This window comes from Paenibacillus piscarius, from assembly GCF_022234545.1.
Taxonomy (GTDB): domain Bacteria; phylum Bacillota; class Bacilli; order Paenibacillales; family Paenibacillaceae; genus Paenibacillus_AQ; species Paenibacillus_AQ piscarius.
The window spans coordinates 1-14,793 of record NZ_JAIEUI010000016.1 but is presented as its reverse complement, the minus strand read 5'-3'; the positions used below and the strand labels follow the sequence as shown (position 1 = coordinate 14,793).

The following is a 14,793-nucleotide window of genomic DNA, read 5'->3' as shown; positions in this document are numbered from 1 at the left end:
GTTTAGTCCTCCAATTCGTAACGGTAATCCTCGATCACCGTGTTGGCCAGCAGCTTCTCGCACATGTCCTTCAAGCGTCCTTCCGCTTCAGCACGGTTATCGGTATCGAGCGTCAGCTCCATATACTTGCCGATCCGCAGACTTTCAACTTCCTGGAATCCAACGGAATGCAGGGCACCCTGCACGGCAACTCCCTGGGGGTCGAGCACGCTTTTCTTGATGGTGACGTAGACTGTCGCTTTTAACATACGCTTGTAGTTCCTCCTAGAGTTTAATGAACTGAATTAGGCTTAATGGCAGCTTGCTTAACTGTATAATGTACAGCTATAATCGCTATTTCTCCTGTGAAGATAACCATAACTGCATTTCGTACATCTATTTCTATGAAAATCTGCGTTTAACGCTGTCCCGCTAACTTTTAGTTGTACCAGATACACTTAAACAGCAAATGACATCTTTTTTAGGCAAAATAAGTGTAGAGAATGCAATTAAAGTAAATCTACAGCGACTTCCCGGTGAGGCGGTGATAGATATCCAGATACCGGCGTGTAGTCTCCTCCACCACTTCCTGCGGCAGCGGGTCCGGCTTGCTGTTCTTGTCCCACGAGGAAGCGGCTAGATACGCCCGAACCGGCTCCTTGTCCATGCTATCGATCTCGATGTCCAGTGCGTATTTATCCTTAGCCCAGAAGCGGGAAGCATCCGGTGTAAAAATCTCATCGATCAGAATCACCTTACCGTCCAGCAGCCCAAACTCGAACTTGCAGTCGGCGAGGATGATACCGCGTTCTTCACAATATTCTCTCGCAAAAGCGAACAGCACGAGGCTCTTCTCCTTCAGCTCAAGCGCCAGCTCTGCACCAATCAGCTCCTGCATCCGTTCAAACGGAATGTCTTCGTCGTGACCGACATCATTTTTGGCCGCAGGGGTGAAAATCGGCTCCGCCAGTACCGCATTCTTCCGCAGTCCCTTGGGCAGCTCAATCCCGTTGACCTGGCCGGTCTCCTGATACTGCCGCCAGCCGCCGCCTGTAATGCAGCCGCGCACGACGCATTCGATATCAATCCGCTGGGCTTTGCGGACGACCATAATGCGGTTTCTCAGCGCTTCACGGTCCTTCGCGATATCCCCGAGCTTGTCCACATCAATATGAACGACATGGTTCTCGATCAGATCATTAGTTTGTCCGAACCAGAAGGCGCTGAGCCGGTTAAGCACATTGCCCTTGTCCGGCACCGCCGGGTCCAGCACATAATCGAAGGCGGAGATCCGGTCCGTCACGACGATGAGCACCTCATCTCCCAAATCGTACAGCTCACGAACCTTGCCTTTGTAGAGCAGCGGCGCATTTACAAGTTCCACGGCAGTGGATACGGCCGTTGATGTCATGACCTTTCCTCCCTTGAACGAATGATCTTGCGTATATTTAGGCTAAAAGCGCCTGGGGCGCTTTGATTCCGTCGCTGCGCTTAAACGGACTGAATTACTCCTTTAGGTTAATAGGGTCACTGCGGAAATTTTGGACTTCCGATCGCTGTTATCCTCAGATTTCCTGATTTAAACCGCTCATCGCGGTAGAAATCCGAGGATAAAGGCGAACGCTAACGCTTCTACAGTTCCAAAATTCCTCTCCGTTCCTCCTTTAACCCTAAATGCCTAATCATGTCCCCTGTCGCTTATGCTCCAGAACAACAACTCCCCGCCGCTTCGCCCAACTCATCTCCAGCTCATCAGTTCACCACTGACTTACTATTTTTATAGAAATCAGATCAGTTCCAGCTTGCGGAAGATGGTGTCCACATGCTTCAGATGCCAAGAAGGATTGAACGCATCGGCGATCTCTTCCGGGCTAAGCACGGCGGTAATCTCCGGTGTAGCTTCCACGATGTCACGGAACTGGGTCTGCTGCTCCCAGGCCTGCATCGCGCGCGGCTGCACAGTATCGTACGCCTGCTCGCGGCTGAAGCCCTTGTCGATCAGCTTCGTCAGAATGCGGCCGGAGAACGGAACACCGAAGGTGCGTTCCATGTTGCGCTTCATGTTCTCAGGGAACACGGTCAGGTTCTTCACGATGTTGCCGAAGCGGTTCAGCATATAGTTCAGCAGCATGGTCGCATCCGGCAGGATGATCCGTTCCACAGAGGAATGCGAGATATCGCGCTCATGCCACAGCGGCACGTTCTCGTAAGCGGTCACCATGTGGCCGCGGATCACGCGCGACAGGCCGGAGATGTTCTCGCAGCCGATCGGGTTGCGCTTGTGCGGCATGGCGGACGAACCCTTTTGACCCTTGGCAAAAGCCTCCTCGACCTCGCGGATCTCACTCTTCTGCAAAGCGCGGATCTCGGTAGCGAATTTGTCCAGGGAAGTGGCAATCAGCGCCAGCGCCGCCATGTACTCTGCGTGACGGTCACGCTGCAGGGTCTGTGTGGAGATCGGAGCAGGGCTGGTGCCCAGCTTGCGGCAGACGAATTCTTCCACAAACGGGTCGATGTTGGCATAGGTGCCGACGGCCCCGGAGATTTTGCCGAATTGCACGCCGTTCGCCGCATGACGGAAACGCTCCAGATTACGCTTCATTTCCTCATACCATAGCGCCATCTTCAGGCCGAATGTTGTTGGCTCTGCATGAACGCCATGGGTGCGGCCCATCATCGGGGTATCCTTGTAGGCGATGGCTTTGTCCTTCAGAATCTCAATGAAGCGCAGGATGTCCTGCTCCAGAATTTCGTTGGCCTGCCGCAGCAGGTAACCCAGCGCCGTATCAACCACATCGGTCGAGGTCAGGCCGTAATGCACCCATTTGCGCTCTGCGCCCAGACTCTCGGACACCGCACGGGTGAAAGCGATCACGTCATGGCGGGTCTCCAGCTCGATTTCATCAATCCGTGCGATGTCGAATTTGGCATCCTTGCGCAGCTTCGCGGCATCCTCATGCGGGATGACTCCCAGCTCGGCCCACGCCTCACAGGCACATAGCTCAACCTCCAGCCACGCGTTGAATTTATTCTCTTCGGTCCAAATGGCCCGCATCTCAGGTCTGCTGTAACGTTCGATCATAGCTTGTCAGTTCCTCCAAAGGTTAGTTTGCTCTACCCAGGACAATCCGTCGCCGGTATCCTTGCAGAGCAGGTTGATGTGGCCCATTTTGCGGCCGGTTTTGCTCTCGGTCTTGCCATATATATGAAGCTTGGGAGATACGCCAAGCTTGTTTGCTGCCTCATCTGCGCTGCAGGCTGCCTGAATGGCTCCCTCCAGATGCTGGCCGAGCACGTTCACCATTACTACCGGAGTCAGCAGCGAGGTATCGCCCAGCGGCAGATTGCAGATAGCCCGCACATGCTGCTCGAACTGCGAGGTGATGCAGGCGTCCATCGTGTAATGGCCGGAGTTATGCGGACGCGGCGCCAGCTCATTGACGAACAGCTCCCCATTCTCCGTCACGAACATCTCAACCGCCAGCAGTCCGACCGCATTCATGCCGGAGACAATCTGCTCGGCCAGCTCGCAGGCCCGCCGCTGAATCTCTTCCGGCACCCTGGCCGGTACAATGGAGAGATGCAGGATATTGTCCACATGAATGTTCTCGGCCGGGGGGAAGCTCTTAACCTCCCCTGATGCGCTGCGGGCGGCGATGACCGAAATCTCGCACTGGAAGGCGATGAATTTCTCCAGCACCAGCTCCGGCGCTTGCGCGCCCGGCGCAACCTGCCGGAACGCCGCCGCCAGCTCCTCCGGCCTGCGGATGACGGCTTGCCCTTTGCCGTCATACCCCCCTGTGGCGGTCTTCAGCACACAGGGCAGGCCCAATTCGGCAGCCGCGGCTTCCAGCTCGGCCAGGCTGCCGACCTTGCGGTACGGCGCAACGGGCACGCCTGCGGCCTCGATCGCCGCCTTCTCGCGCAGCCGGTGCTGCGTCGTATACAGCAGCGCGCTGCCCTGGGGCACGTACGATTCCTCCGCCAGGAGCGCGGCTACGCCCGCGTCCACGTTCTCGAATTCGTACGTGATGACGTCGGAGCGCCGCGCCAGCTCGCGCGCGGCGTCCCGGTCGTTGTACGCCGCTGTAATCTGCGGCGTAACCTGCCCGCAGGGCGCATCCGGCGCAGGATCCAGCGCCACGAAGCGGTAACCCATGGCGCTGCCCGCGAGCGCCATCATACGCCCGAGCTGCCCGCCGCCGAGCACGCCGACCGTCGCGCCGGGCAGCAGCGTCTTCGGCAGCACTGCGCCTGTCTCTGCACGCTCCGCTGACGCGCTCACCCGCCCTGCTTCAGCCGCAATTGCTACGCTTTCCGTAGCCGCTTCTCCACCGCGCTCCATTCCCCCGGCCTTCAGCTCCTCTGGCCTCATAGGCTCTCGCTGCTTTCCAGCACCTCGCGCTGAGTCGCCTCACGCCGCTGCTGTACTCTGCTCGCCACCTCCGGCTCGAAGGCGCCGATAATCTGCGCCGCCAGCAGACCGGCATTCACTGCTCCGGCACGGCCAATCGCTACGGTGGCTACCGGCACACCTGCCGGCATCTGCACAATCGACAGCAGCGAGTCCATGCCGTTCAGTGCCTTTGACTGCACAGGGACGCCGATGACCGGCAGGGTGGTTTTGGCAGCTACCATGCCCGGCAGATGCGCCGCGCCGCCCGCTCCGGCAATGATGACCCGCAGGCCCCGTCCCGCTGCTTCCTCGGCGTAACGGAACATCAGATCCGGTGTGCGGTGTGCGGAGACAACCTTTTTCTCATAAGATACGCCCAGCTCCTCCAGCACCGCACACGTATGCTCCATCGTTTCGTAATCCGACTTGCTGCCCATAATGACACCTACTTGCACAGACATCGTTCACCCAGCCCTTCATTCTTATTGATAGTGATGCCCTACATTCTCTATCTTGAGCTATTTCTCTATAGTTTTCCAACATTCGCACAAAAAAGCCCGAATTCCAAACGCATACCTGCGGGAAATTCGGACTGCGGAGGAGATGAAAGACATGTTTCGCACACCCGTCAAAAAGTGACACGAAACGAAGCAGCACCCCTTCTTCCGGATCAACCGCAAGCGATGCCGCCTTTCTTGTCTTTCCTGTCCCCGTAGTCCGGAAATTTACGGTTCCCGGGTAGAAACTTCCGGGCCCTATCCCCGGATATATACGAGCGGTTCATGCCTTCAGTTTAACAACCCCCTACACTGTATGTCAACTTAAACACGAACATTAAGGTATGCAATAGATTTAACGTTCGCTTTTTGGAAGAGTCTCTTGCTCTAATTCCAATTTTTATCGGTTAAAACAGAACAAAATTACTCTAATGGGGTAATGCTGCTGCCTCTTCCTGAACAATCCGGCTCATGCTCTTAGCTGCCAGCCAATGTGATTGGTTTTCCGATTACATTTGACCCACGCGCCACCACCGAGCCCAATGTAGTCGGTTTTCCCCTTACATTGGCCCTTACCTAATCAATAAAAACAGCGGTCCTCCACAAGAGAGAGCCGCTGCCCGAACCAACATAATCTATTATTTTACGACCAGCACCGGAATCCGCGCGCTCTGAACCACATTGTGGCTGACGCTGCCCAGCACGAACTCCCGGATACCGCCAAGTCCGCGGCTGCCGATCACGATCACGTCCGCCCCTTGCTCCTTGGCATAGCTCAGAATGACCTCAGCCGGCGAGCCCTGCAGCAATTCCACCGTAGCGTTCAGCCCCTCAGCCTCCAGCCGCCCCTTCACTTCATCGGTAGTCTGGACCGCGAGGTCATAGTAATCTTTGTTCACAGATGCAGGCAGAGGCGCGAGAGCTTCCCCGATGAAGAACCGCGGGAATTCAAAAGCATGAACGACGTACAGGGAGGACCCCGGCGTTACCTTAGCCAGCTCAATCGCACGCTCCAACGCCTGGTTGGAAGCCTTCGAACCGTCATAGGCAAGCAGAATTTTAGAGAATAACATATACGCCACCTCTTTCTATTAAGTACGATCCATCCTACAAGAGACTTACCGTAAAAAATACCCATACAGCAGCATATTCAGCAGCAGCAGCAGCGGAATTCCGAGTCTGAAGGAAGTATGCCTGGTCTTGTGGCGCCTGCGGTACATGGCAATCAGCACACCCAGTGCCCCGCCCATGAACGCCAGCAGAAACAGTGTCTTCTCCGGCACACGGTCCCGCCTCTTCCGGGCCCTGTCCTTATCCTCCGACATCACCACGTACCCGATCACATTAATGATCAGGAACCACAGCACAACCACCTTGACCATCCTTCCCGGCCCCTCCTCCTGACATCCTGTCTACTCTCTATTATATTACCCATTCCGGCAAAAAACCAATAACCCCGCATCACCGGCCCGCACCCTGCCGCTCTCTTTTGCTCCGTTTCCCCGGAGCTCCGGCCTCTCTGATCCACACCCAGGACAACAGCGCAGCCAGCCCTGCCGCCACAGCCCCCAGCCAGAAGCCGCCGCGCAGGCCATACCCTGCACTCATCCATCCTGCCACGAACGGGCCGCCCGACATTCCGATTGCATATACCGCCTGATAGAAGCCCATGGCTGTCGCCCGCTTGAACGGTGCTACCCCTGAGACAGATTTGCCCAGCAGCAGCGGGAAGATCAGTCCCTGCATGAACCCGTTCCCGATCTGTGTCGCACACAGCGCTGCAAGCGTAGGCATCGACGGAATAAGCAGCGTGAACACCGCACTTCCGGCAAAACCCAGCACCAGCGTCCCCCGGTCGCCCAGCCATCGGCCGAATAGACGCGAGCCGTACAGGGTTGCAATGGCATGAGGCAGCATGAAGGCCAGCGTCAGCCAGCCCAGACTCTCCTTGCTCGCTCCAATATACAGCGCCTGGTTCGGTGTGTAGCCGAACATCGTGATGAACAGCACACAATGCGCCAGTACCGACAGCAGCGATACTCTGACCAGCAACGGTTCTTTGACCACGCCCGCCAGGTCTTTAAGCTGAATCGCGTTCCGCTTCTCAAGCTGCTGCTCCGGAAGACGGAAGGCCAGCAGCAGAGCGCCAGCAGCTACTATTCCCCCAACGATGAACGGCGTATTCCAGCCCCAATGCTCAACCATATACCCGCTGATCATCATGCTCGTCAATTGGGCAATCACCGTGGTGAACTGGAGCATTCCCATCGCCCGCCCAGCCTCTTCTTTCGGAAAATACCCCGCGAACATCACCGAGTACACTACCCACGCGGAAGCTGCAATCCCTGAGACTGCACGGGCCGCCAGCGCCCATCCTGGGTGTGCACCGGCCAGGAACAGCAGGCAGCTTGCCCCGCTGGCGATCAGTCCCAGATAGATAAACGGCCGCCGCCGGTTCATCAGATCCGAGCCGATGCCAATCGGCAGCCGGAATAGAATCTGCATCAGCCCATAGACCCCCAGCACCGCACCTACCATTACATATGAAGCCCCCAGGTGCTCCACATACGGGGACAATACCGGAACATAGATGTAAGACGAGAACCAGAACAGAAAGACAATTCCCAAAAAGTAAAACCGGCCGCTCCCCATTCTGCCCCGAGCCGCCGGTGCTAATTCATCCCCTAGCCGTTCAACCGCTGCCAATTCATCACCTGCTCCACTCTAGTTGGAGGGACCGGCGCTAGAACGCTATGCCATCCGGTCCCGTTTCCACTGTTTACGTTAATCCGTCTGCCGATTTTACTTTATGGGGCTCTAGCGTCCTCATTGCGGCATATTCAAGTCCTGCTTCTCCTTGGCCCTGCCCTGCTACTTCCCCTTCTGCTTCGCCTCCATCGCCGCCTTCAGCAAGTCGCCAAGGTTATTACCGGCGCTCTCCGTCTTGCTGTACTGCTGAACCAGCTTCTGCTGCTCCCGCTTGTTGATATGCTTGTGATCCTTATCAACCGTCTCCGTAATTCCGCAGCCGAGGCACTGCACATACTTGCCGGCCTTGCCATCCTTCAGCTCCATCTTCTTATGGCACTGCGGGCAGCGCCGGTTCGACAGCTGCTTCTCGCCCGCACGGGTATAGCCGCAGTCCTCCTTCGGGCAGACCAGCAGCTTGCCGCGCTTGGTCTTCTTCTCCAGCATTCTCGTCCCGCAATCCGGACAATGGCTGCTGGAGACATTATGCGGCTTATATTCCGCTCCGCTGCTCTTTACCCCGGACACCAGCTCCTGGGCCATACTGCGGATGCCCTGCAGAAAAGGCTCCGGACGCCCCTGCCCGCGGGCGATCTTCTCCAGCTCCGCTTCCCAGCGCGCCGTCAGCTCCGGTGTGCGCAGCTGGCTGGATACCAGTTCAATTAATTGCTTGCCTTTGCCGGTCGGATGCAGAGAATTGCCCTGCCGCTCAATCGTATCCGAGCTGACCAGCTTCTCGATGATATCGGCGCGGGTGGCCGGTGTGCCCAGCCCATGCTTCTCCATCTGCGTCAGCAGCGAAGCTTCATTATAACGCTTCGGCGGCTGCGTCCGTCCAGGCTTGATGATGCAGCGTTCCACCTTCACACTGTCGCCTTCCCGCAGCTCCGGCAGCTTCACACTGCCTGCCGCCGGCTCGTCACCGGCATCGTCCTCGTCCTCATCGGAACTCATATCTCCGCCATAGACCTCACGCCAGCCCGCGTCCTTGACAGTCGTTCCCTTCACATGGAAGCTTTCTCCCTCCACGCTCACAGTCACAGCTACTGCATCATAACGGGCTGGGGGATAGAACAGAGCGATGAAGCGCCGCACGATCAGATCGTACAGCTTCCGTTCCTCTGTACTCAGCTGATTGAGCAGCACCGTCTGCTCTGTCGGAATAATCGCGTGGTGGTCGCTGACCTTGCTGTCATCGACAATCCGCTTCGTGACCGGCAGCGGCTTCCGCAGCAGCGGCCGGGCTAGTGTCGCGTAAGGCCCGACCGCTACGCTATCGAGCCGTTCTTTCAGCGTCCCCGTCATATCGGCGGTCAGATAGCGGCTGTCCGTACGCGGATAAGTGACCAGCTTATGCTGCTCATACAGCTTCTGGAGCACACTTGAGGTCTGCTTGGCTGAGAAGCCGAATTTGCGGTTGGCATCCCGCTGCAGCTCAGTCAGATCATAGGCCAGCGGATGCGGCTCGCTTTTCTCACTCTTCTGGACCTTGATAATCCGTCCGCTGCGGCCTGTAAGCTTATCCTTGAGAACCCCCGTCTTCTCTCTGTCAAAAATTCGTCCATCCCCGCCCTGCGCCCGCCAGCCCGCCTGGAAGCTCCCGAAATCGGCGGTCAGCAGATCGTATTCCTGGGAACGGAAGCCGGTAATCTCATTCTCCCGGTCCATAATCATCCCGAGCGTCGGAGTCTGCACCCGCCCTGCCGACAGCGGCGCGCCGAACTTGCAGGTTAAGGCCCGCGTTACGTTCAGCCCGATCATCCAGTCTGCTTCTGCCCGGCAGCGGGCAGATTCGTACAGCCGGTCGAAGTCACGCCCCGGCCGCAGGGAGGCGAAGCCCTCCTTAATCGCCTTATCCGTCTGCGAGGAGATCCACAGCCGCCGGAACGGCTTTTTCCATCCGGCCATATTCATAATCCAGCGGGCCAACAGCTCACCCTCACGGGCGGCGTCTGTGGCTACCACCAGCTCTTCGATATCCTGCCGCTTCATCAGATGCTGTACAGCCTTGTATTGCTGGCTGGTCTCGCGCAGCACCTTCAGCTTGGCCTTCTCGGGAAGAATCGGCAGATCCTCCAGCGCCCACGTTGCATATTTATTGTTATAGTCCTCCGGCTCCGCCAGGCCAACCAGATGCCCCAGCGCCCAGGTCACCACATATTTCGGACCTTCCATATAACTCTTCTGCTTATTTCCGCAGCCCAGCACCCGTGCAATCTCACGGGCCACCGATGGCTTCTCCGCCAGTACCAGTACCTTCATGCTTCTCCTCCTTCTCCAATCAACAACCTATTATACCATGCTATACAAGTCCGCAATTATCATCAGGCTGAATTCCCTTCACTTCAGATAGACTATAATCATCCCGTAGCCGAAAGGAGTCACAGCCAATGCCCGCTTCAGAATTGTATAATATTATACCAGTAGGTGTAGTAACCGGAACACCGCAGAACCTGCATCTCAAGATTAAGCCCGAATACAGACCTGCCCTCAAGGGGTTGGATGCGTTCAGCCACTGCCAGATCCTGTGGTGGATTCATGAATTTGCAGATGATAGCTTCAGGGGGACTACACAGATCGAGCCTCCCTATGATGCCCCGGTGAGCGGTGTCTTTGCGACCCGTTCTCCCGTCCGTCCTAACCCGATTGGGCTCACAGTTGCGCATGTTATATCTGTAGACCTTGAGCAGGGGATTGTTGAAATCAGCGGACTGGATGCCTATCCCGGAACGCCCGTGCTTGATATCAAGGCTTATTTCCCTTCAACGGACCGTGTTCGTCAGGTTCGTGTGCCTGCATGGGCTGCATCATGGGGGGAGTGGACTGCAGAGTAGAACTTAAGGGAGAGGAAGTCATGAAGAACAGTCAGCTTATTCTGCAGGCCATTGATTATATTGAATCGAATCTGAAGCAGCCGCTGTCTGTTCCGGCCCTCTCCAGAGAGGCCGGTTATTCCCTGTACCACTTCATCCGCCTGTTTCAGGGAGTTACCGGATTCACGCCAGGCGATTATATGGCAAGACGGAGGATTTCTGAGGCAGCGCGGGATATTCTAAGCAGACCGCAGAGGACCTTTCATGACATCTCTCTGGATTATTCTTACAATGATTACGAGACCTTCACCCGGGCCTTCAAAAGACTGCTGCACACCACACCCACGCATATTCGCCATAAATCTAATCCGGATATCCCCCTGCTCCTCCATCGCATACAGCAAACCGATCTGCCGCACTGGTCTAGCCAGAAAAGCGCTACTCCTGATCTAATTGAACTTGGTGAAATCAGGCTTCAGGGACCATTCATTACCGTTACCCAAGATCAATCGGTCATCGGTAGGGCATGGGAACAACTATTCAGCAATCTTTCCGGCATCCCGGACCGTAAGCTCCCAGAACAGTATTACCAGTTGGGCTATTGGCCGGATAACTATGAAGATGACGGAATCTCCTTTCACATTGCCTGCGAGCTGAACAGCACAAGACCTGTAATTGCCGGGAGTACCCTTCAGGACAGCTTTGAACAAACAAATGACGCTCTGCCTATCCGCATTCTGCCGCCAGCACGTTATCTCAGATTCAAGCATCAGGGACCCTCTGCGGAGGTTTCCTCTACCTATAAATATATCTACGGCGCTTTTCTGCCCCGAACCGAGTACCGCCTGAATCTATCTTATGAATTCGAATACTACGGCCAAGACTACCTGGGACCCCATCATCCGGACTCCATAAGTGAAATCTACATACCGCTAACGCTGCTCTAATCAGCAAAATAACCCGCATCTGCACAGCAGACGCGGGCCAGACTCAACCTATTTTACCCGTCCCATTCCAGCATTCCCAGGTTTACGGAATGACTATAGTCGTTTCAAGTTCCTTGTAATAAGTCTTCACCGGTTTCCCGTTGTCATCCAACAGGAGCTTCAGATCATCATCCAAAGTCATGGTATACGGTCTGACCGTAATCGTCTTAGGAACTTGCGGGAAGGTATTGTACAGGCTATCCACAATAGGATGCGGAACGGCCTTCATCAAGGCATAGCCTTGCTTGGAAGCAGCAACATTGCCAGCATCATCCACAAGCTCATAGAATACCGCAGTGGGACCATATTCATCTGTCTGCTCCGGTGATGCAGGCACTTCCCCTTCACTGGTGATGATCATCCTCATGGCAGCAGGCGTGAGGTCCAGACTCTTCACTTTGTATTGGAAGGAGTCCTTGCCCGCTCCCTGGCCCGGGGTAAGGCTGATGATTCCCTCCGCAGGCTTCCTCGCCGTTACCTCGAACTCAAACGGCTCGGCGATCTGGGCAACCGGTACGCGGATATTCACCTTGAATTCCTCTCCGAGAGCCGAAGCATTATGCAGTTCTCTAAGCTCCAATAAGAGGGTGTCCGGTTGTCCTTTTACATCACCTGTGATAGAGGAACCATAACCCAGAGGCTCCCCGGAGGCCAGTGTAACTTCCGGCATTCCCAGCAGCCCTTTGGTCGATTGATCGAATTCACGGGTTTTATAATCCGTAATCTCCGCCAGGACCCGCTCATCCGCTACTCCCTTTCTTTCAAAGCCGATGGCCAATTGGATTCCGTCAAAGAATACCTCCGTAACACTTACCGTCACCCCATCTTTGGTTACACTCATATTGGGTGAAGTCGTCAGGCCCTGTTCCGCCGCCAGCTTCAGTCCCGGGTTCTCCGTGTGCTTGAAAATACTGCTGAAGACAGGAATTTGACTCAAGGTATCGGCCCAAGCGGGGGAGATGAACCCTGCGGTTATCGTACCTAAACCTATCACTACAGCTATGCTTGCGGCTGCTAACGTCTTTTTAAGCAATTTATTACCTCCTCTAGTCTCCAAAAGTTCAATACGGTCCATAATCTGCTCCTTATAGCTGTCTACCGGAAGCTGGACTCTGTCAATGTTCCTGCGAATATGCTCCAGCACCTGCTTCTCAGTTTGATTCTGCCACTTCTCCACGAGCGCATCCTCCCCCTTCATCCGCTTTTTGCTGAATTAGTTTTTTACGGAGCCGTTCATACTTTTTGCGGAGCGCCGCCGAACTGCTTCCGGTAATCATGGCAATTTCCTCGAAGCTGTATTGCTCTACCACCCGCAGGATCAGTAACCCCCGCTCTTCCGGATTAAGGTCTTCGAACATCCGGTCCACTGGAGAATCCTCCGGTAATGTTTGATGAGTCGATGCCTGCTGCATTTTATACAGGGACAGTAACCGTCTGCGGAGTTTACGCCTGCGGAGCTGGTCCAGGCAATGATGATAAGCCACCTTATACAGCCAGGCCGAAAAAGAAACCCGCTGCTCATACCGCTTCAGCTGCTGATAGACCTTAACGAGTATATCCTGCACAGCATCCTCTGCTTCTTCACGGCTCCGTAGGAGATAGTAGCAGTACGTATAGATCTGCCTTTCATACGAAGTGATGATAATGGTGAAAGCCTGCCTGTCACCTGCTTGTACCTTTTGAATTGCTTCTTCCATCTTGTTTGGATTCAATGGGCCCCCGGGATTGCCTAGCTCCAATAGAATCACCTCCATTTTCCTTTTACACCTGTATAACGAATGCCGTCTGTGTATTTGTGACATATCAGGAAATAGCCGAATATCAAAATAACCCCACAAAGTGGGGCTTTAGCGTAGGTGTTGACTCAGGTACTTTGCGGGGACCCCAAAACATATAAATTCTATAAAAAAGACAGTCCCCTGAAATTACGGGTAACTGCCTTCATTAATCCTGTCTAAGTACCTCTAACCGAGCGTAACCGATCCCTTAAGCTTCAGACAAGCTTCAAAATACACCCCGCCTCTGCCTTGCCCCTGTATGTAAATTCCCTCTTCAGTTAGCGGAGAACGCAGAATGGTTATTTCCTCGCCATACTTAGCCTCCTGTGCATACGTAATATGCAGGCCGGTGAGCTCCAACGCTTCCCATTCCTCCAAGGTCAGCGCATCACAGCACAGATCCACATACCGCGCATTGTTGAGATGCCTGTTGTTATCCAATCCGCTATATCTGACCTGATAACTATAAGCTTCCTGCAAAATAAACTCCGGCGGAATCACTACTTTGTCCGGCAGGCCTCCGACCGAATCCTCCAAATACGGCTCCACCGCAATCGGCAGAGCCGACGGCCGCAGAATCTTCCGCTTCGCAATATCCACCAGCGCCCAGATCGAACGTGCGGAGGCCAGTTCTGCAGACTGATGGTCATAGATCCGGTAATCCCTTTGCCAGAGCGCCCCTTTATTGCCTTTACTCCAGGTATGTACTCGAAGCTGCTCCGACTGCTGGGGCTCCCGCTGAAGGTTTAGGTCCATGGTAATGACCATCCAGCCCATCCCCGCCTGAAGCATCCCGTCATTACTAAGCCCAAGACTGCTCACGGCCGAATCAGCCGCACGCTGCATAATATCAAGCAGGAAGGACAATCTGCCCTTCGAGCGACAATCCGTGTCACTGGCATGAACCCTAAATTCCTCTGTCCACAAAAGCTGGCTCTGCTTGTCCATAACTATACACTCCTTTGTATATCTATCCCCAATTATCGGGAGCTATCCACATTATTGTACCGGATATCCACATGAATTGGGGAGAAGTATCAAAAAAACAAAATCTATCCACATGTGCATAAGTATTCTTCCGTTTGAATTTTTCTTTGATCTGCTCACAAGCTGTCCACATCTAGAGCTTACTTGTTCCTCCTCATTGCACCAAGTGCAGAAGGCTGTAGCAGTAGAGGCAACCTGCCGCTCTAATTAGTTCCGATCGGTTCGCCTGATGCAGTTGGATAAACGTATCTTATTTCGCCGGTTTCGGCACGTTCGGCCGAAACAGTTGGATAAACAGCATCTGTTAGGAGCGTTACGGCGGCTTTGGCCAAATTTGTATTCAGTAAGTGTGGTTTATCCAACTGCTGTCCGAAGATCACCCTTTTCTTCCTCAACAAGTGTCGAAAATCCAACTACTTTCTGATCCTTCTCCTACTTCCTACTTCTTCTCCGACTTCCTTCGTAAGCCTCTCCCTCTGTATCCTTCATCCGCCCCATACACACAAAAAAGACCACTGCTGAGTGATCAACAGTGGTCTTTTTTGTGTGCTTGGCGGCGTCCTACTCTCCCAGGACCCTTCGGTCCAAGTACCATCGGCGCTGGAGGGC

General features: G+C 54.8%; 14 protein-coding genes and 1 riboswitch. Of the genes, 2 read left to right on the top strand and 12 right to left on the bottom strand.

The window, feature by feature from the left end; genetic code table 11:
* Positions 1–2: 2 nt before the first annotated feature.
* The 9 genes from purS to K1558_RS22275 form a co-directional block, all read right to left on the bottom strand.
* Complete coding sequence (gene purS / locus K1558_RS22315) at positions 3–248, bottom strand: phosphoribosylformylglycinamidine synthase subunit PurS (protein WP_039298247.1); 246 nt, start codon at positions 246–248, stop codon at positions 3–5.
* A 251-nt stretch (positions 249–499) separates the two neighbouring features.
* On the bottom strand, positions 500–1,390 hold the full coding sequence (locus K1558_RS22310) for a phosphoribosylaminoimidazolesuccinocarboxamide synthase (RefSeq protein ID WP_238653882.1): 891 nt from the start codon (positions 1,388–1,390) through the stop codon (positions 500–502).
* Between the two features lie 375 nt (positions 1,391–1,765).
* Positions 1,766–3,061, bottom strand: a complete 1,296-nt coding sequence (purB, locus tag K1558_RS22305) for an adenylosuccinate lyase (RefSeq protein WP_238653881.1) — start codon at positions 3,059–3,061, stop codon at positions 1,766–1,768.
* A gap of 6 nt (positions 3,062–3,067) precedes the next feature.
* A complete protein-coding gene (purK, locus tag K1558_RS22300) occupies positions 3,068–4,354 on the bottom strand; it encodes a 5-(carboxyamino)imidazole ribonucleotide synthase (RefSeq protein WP_238653880.1) in 1,287 nt (428 codons plus the stop codon).
* A complete protein-coding gene (gene purE / locus K1558_RS22295; protein WP_238653879.1) occupies positions 4,351–4,836 on the bottom strand; it encodes a 5-(carboxyamino)imidazole ribonucleotide mutase in 486 nt (161 codons plus the stop codon). The genes purK and purE overlap by 4 nt, the downstream gene beginning before the upstream one ends.
* Positions 4,837–5,068: 232 nt before the next feature.
* Positions 5,069–5,170: riboswitch (purine riboswitch) on the bottom strand.
* Positions 5,171–5,510: 340 nt separating this feature from the next.
* Positions 5,511–5,945 carry a universal stress protein gene (locus tag K1558_RS22290; protein WP_238653878.1) on the bottom strand — a complete coding sequence of 145 codons (435 nt, stop codon included), beginning with the start codon at positions 5,943–5,945 and terminating at the stop codon, positions 5,511–5,513.
* Between the two features lie 45 nt (positions 5,946–5,990).
* Entirely contained in the window at positions 5,991–6,254 is a 264-nt protein-coding gene (locus K1558_RS22285; protein WP_238653877.1) for a DUF1294 domain-containing protein, read from the bottom strand.
* A gap of 79 nt (positions 6,255–6,333) precedes the next feature.
* On the bottom strand, positions 6,334–7,578 hold the full coding sequence (locus K1558_RS22280) for an MFS transporter (RefSeq protein WP_238653876.1): 1,245 nt from the start codon (positions 7,576–7,578) through the stop codon (positions 6,334–6,336).
* Between the two features lie 165 nt (positions 7,579–7,743).
* Complete coding sequence (locus K1558_RS22275) at positions 7,744–9,882, bottom strand: DNA topoisomerase III (RefSeq protein ID WP_238653875.1); 2,139 nt, start codon at positions 9,880–9,882, stop codon at positions 7,744–7,746.
* 128 nt (positions 9,883–10,010) lie between these two features.
* Between K1558_RS22275 and tsaA the strand changes: the two genes are divergently transcribed.
* Positions 10,011–10,454, top strand: coding sequence for a tRNA (N6-threonylcarbamoyladenosine(37)-N6)-methyltransferase TrmO (tsaA, locus tag K1558_RS22270; RefSeq protein ID WP_238653874.1), 444 nt, complete (start codon positions 10,011–10,013; stop codon positions 10,452–10,454).
* Positions 10,455–10,474: 20 nt separating this feature from the next.
* Positions 10,475–11,380: a helix-turn-helix domain-containing protein gene (locus tag K1558_RS22265; RefSeq protein ID WP_238653873.1), complete on the top strand. Its 906-nt coding sequence runs from the start codon at positions 10,475–10,477 to the stop codon at positions 11,378–11,380.
* Between the two features lie 82 nt (positions 11,381–11,462).
* Here K1558_RS22265 and K1558_RS22260 read toward each other — a convergent pair whose 3' ends face one another.
* The 3 genes from K1558_RS22260 to K1558_RS22250 form a co-directional block, all read right to left on the bottom strand.
* Positions 11,463–12,596, bottom strand: a complete 1,134-nt coding sequence (locus tag K1558_RS22260) for a DUF4179 domain-containing protein (protein WP_238653872.1) — start codon at positions 12,594–12,596, stop codon at positions 11,463–11,465.
* Positions 12,571–13,167, bottom strand: coding sequence for an RNA polymerase sigma factor (locus tag K1558_RS22255; protein WP_238654087.1), 597 nt, complete (start codon positions 13,165–13,167; stop codon positions 12,571–12,573). The genes K1558_RS22260 and K1558_RS22255 overlap by 26 nt, the downstream gene beginning before the upstream one ends.
* 216 nt (positions 13,168–13,383) lie before the next feature.
* Complete coding sequence (locus K1558_RS22250; protein ID WP_238653871.1) at positions 13,384–14,145, bottom strand: acyl-[acyl-carrier-protein] thioesterase; 762 nt, start codon at positions 14,143–14,145, stop codon at positions 13,384–13,386.
* Between the last annotated feature and the right edge of the window lie 648 nt (positions 14,146–14,793).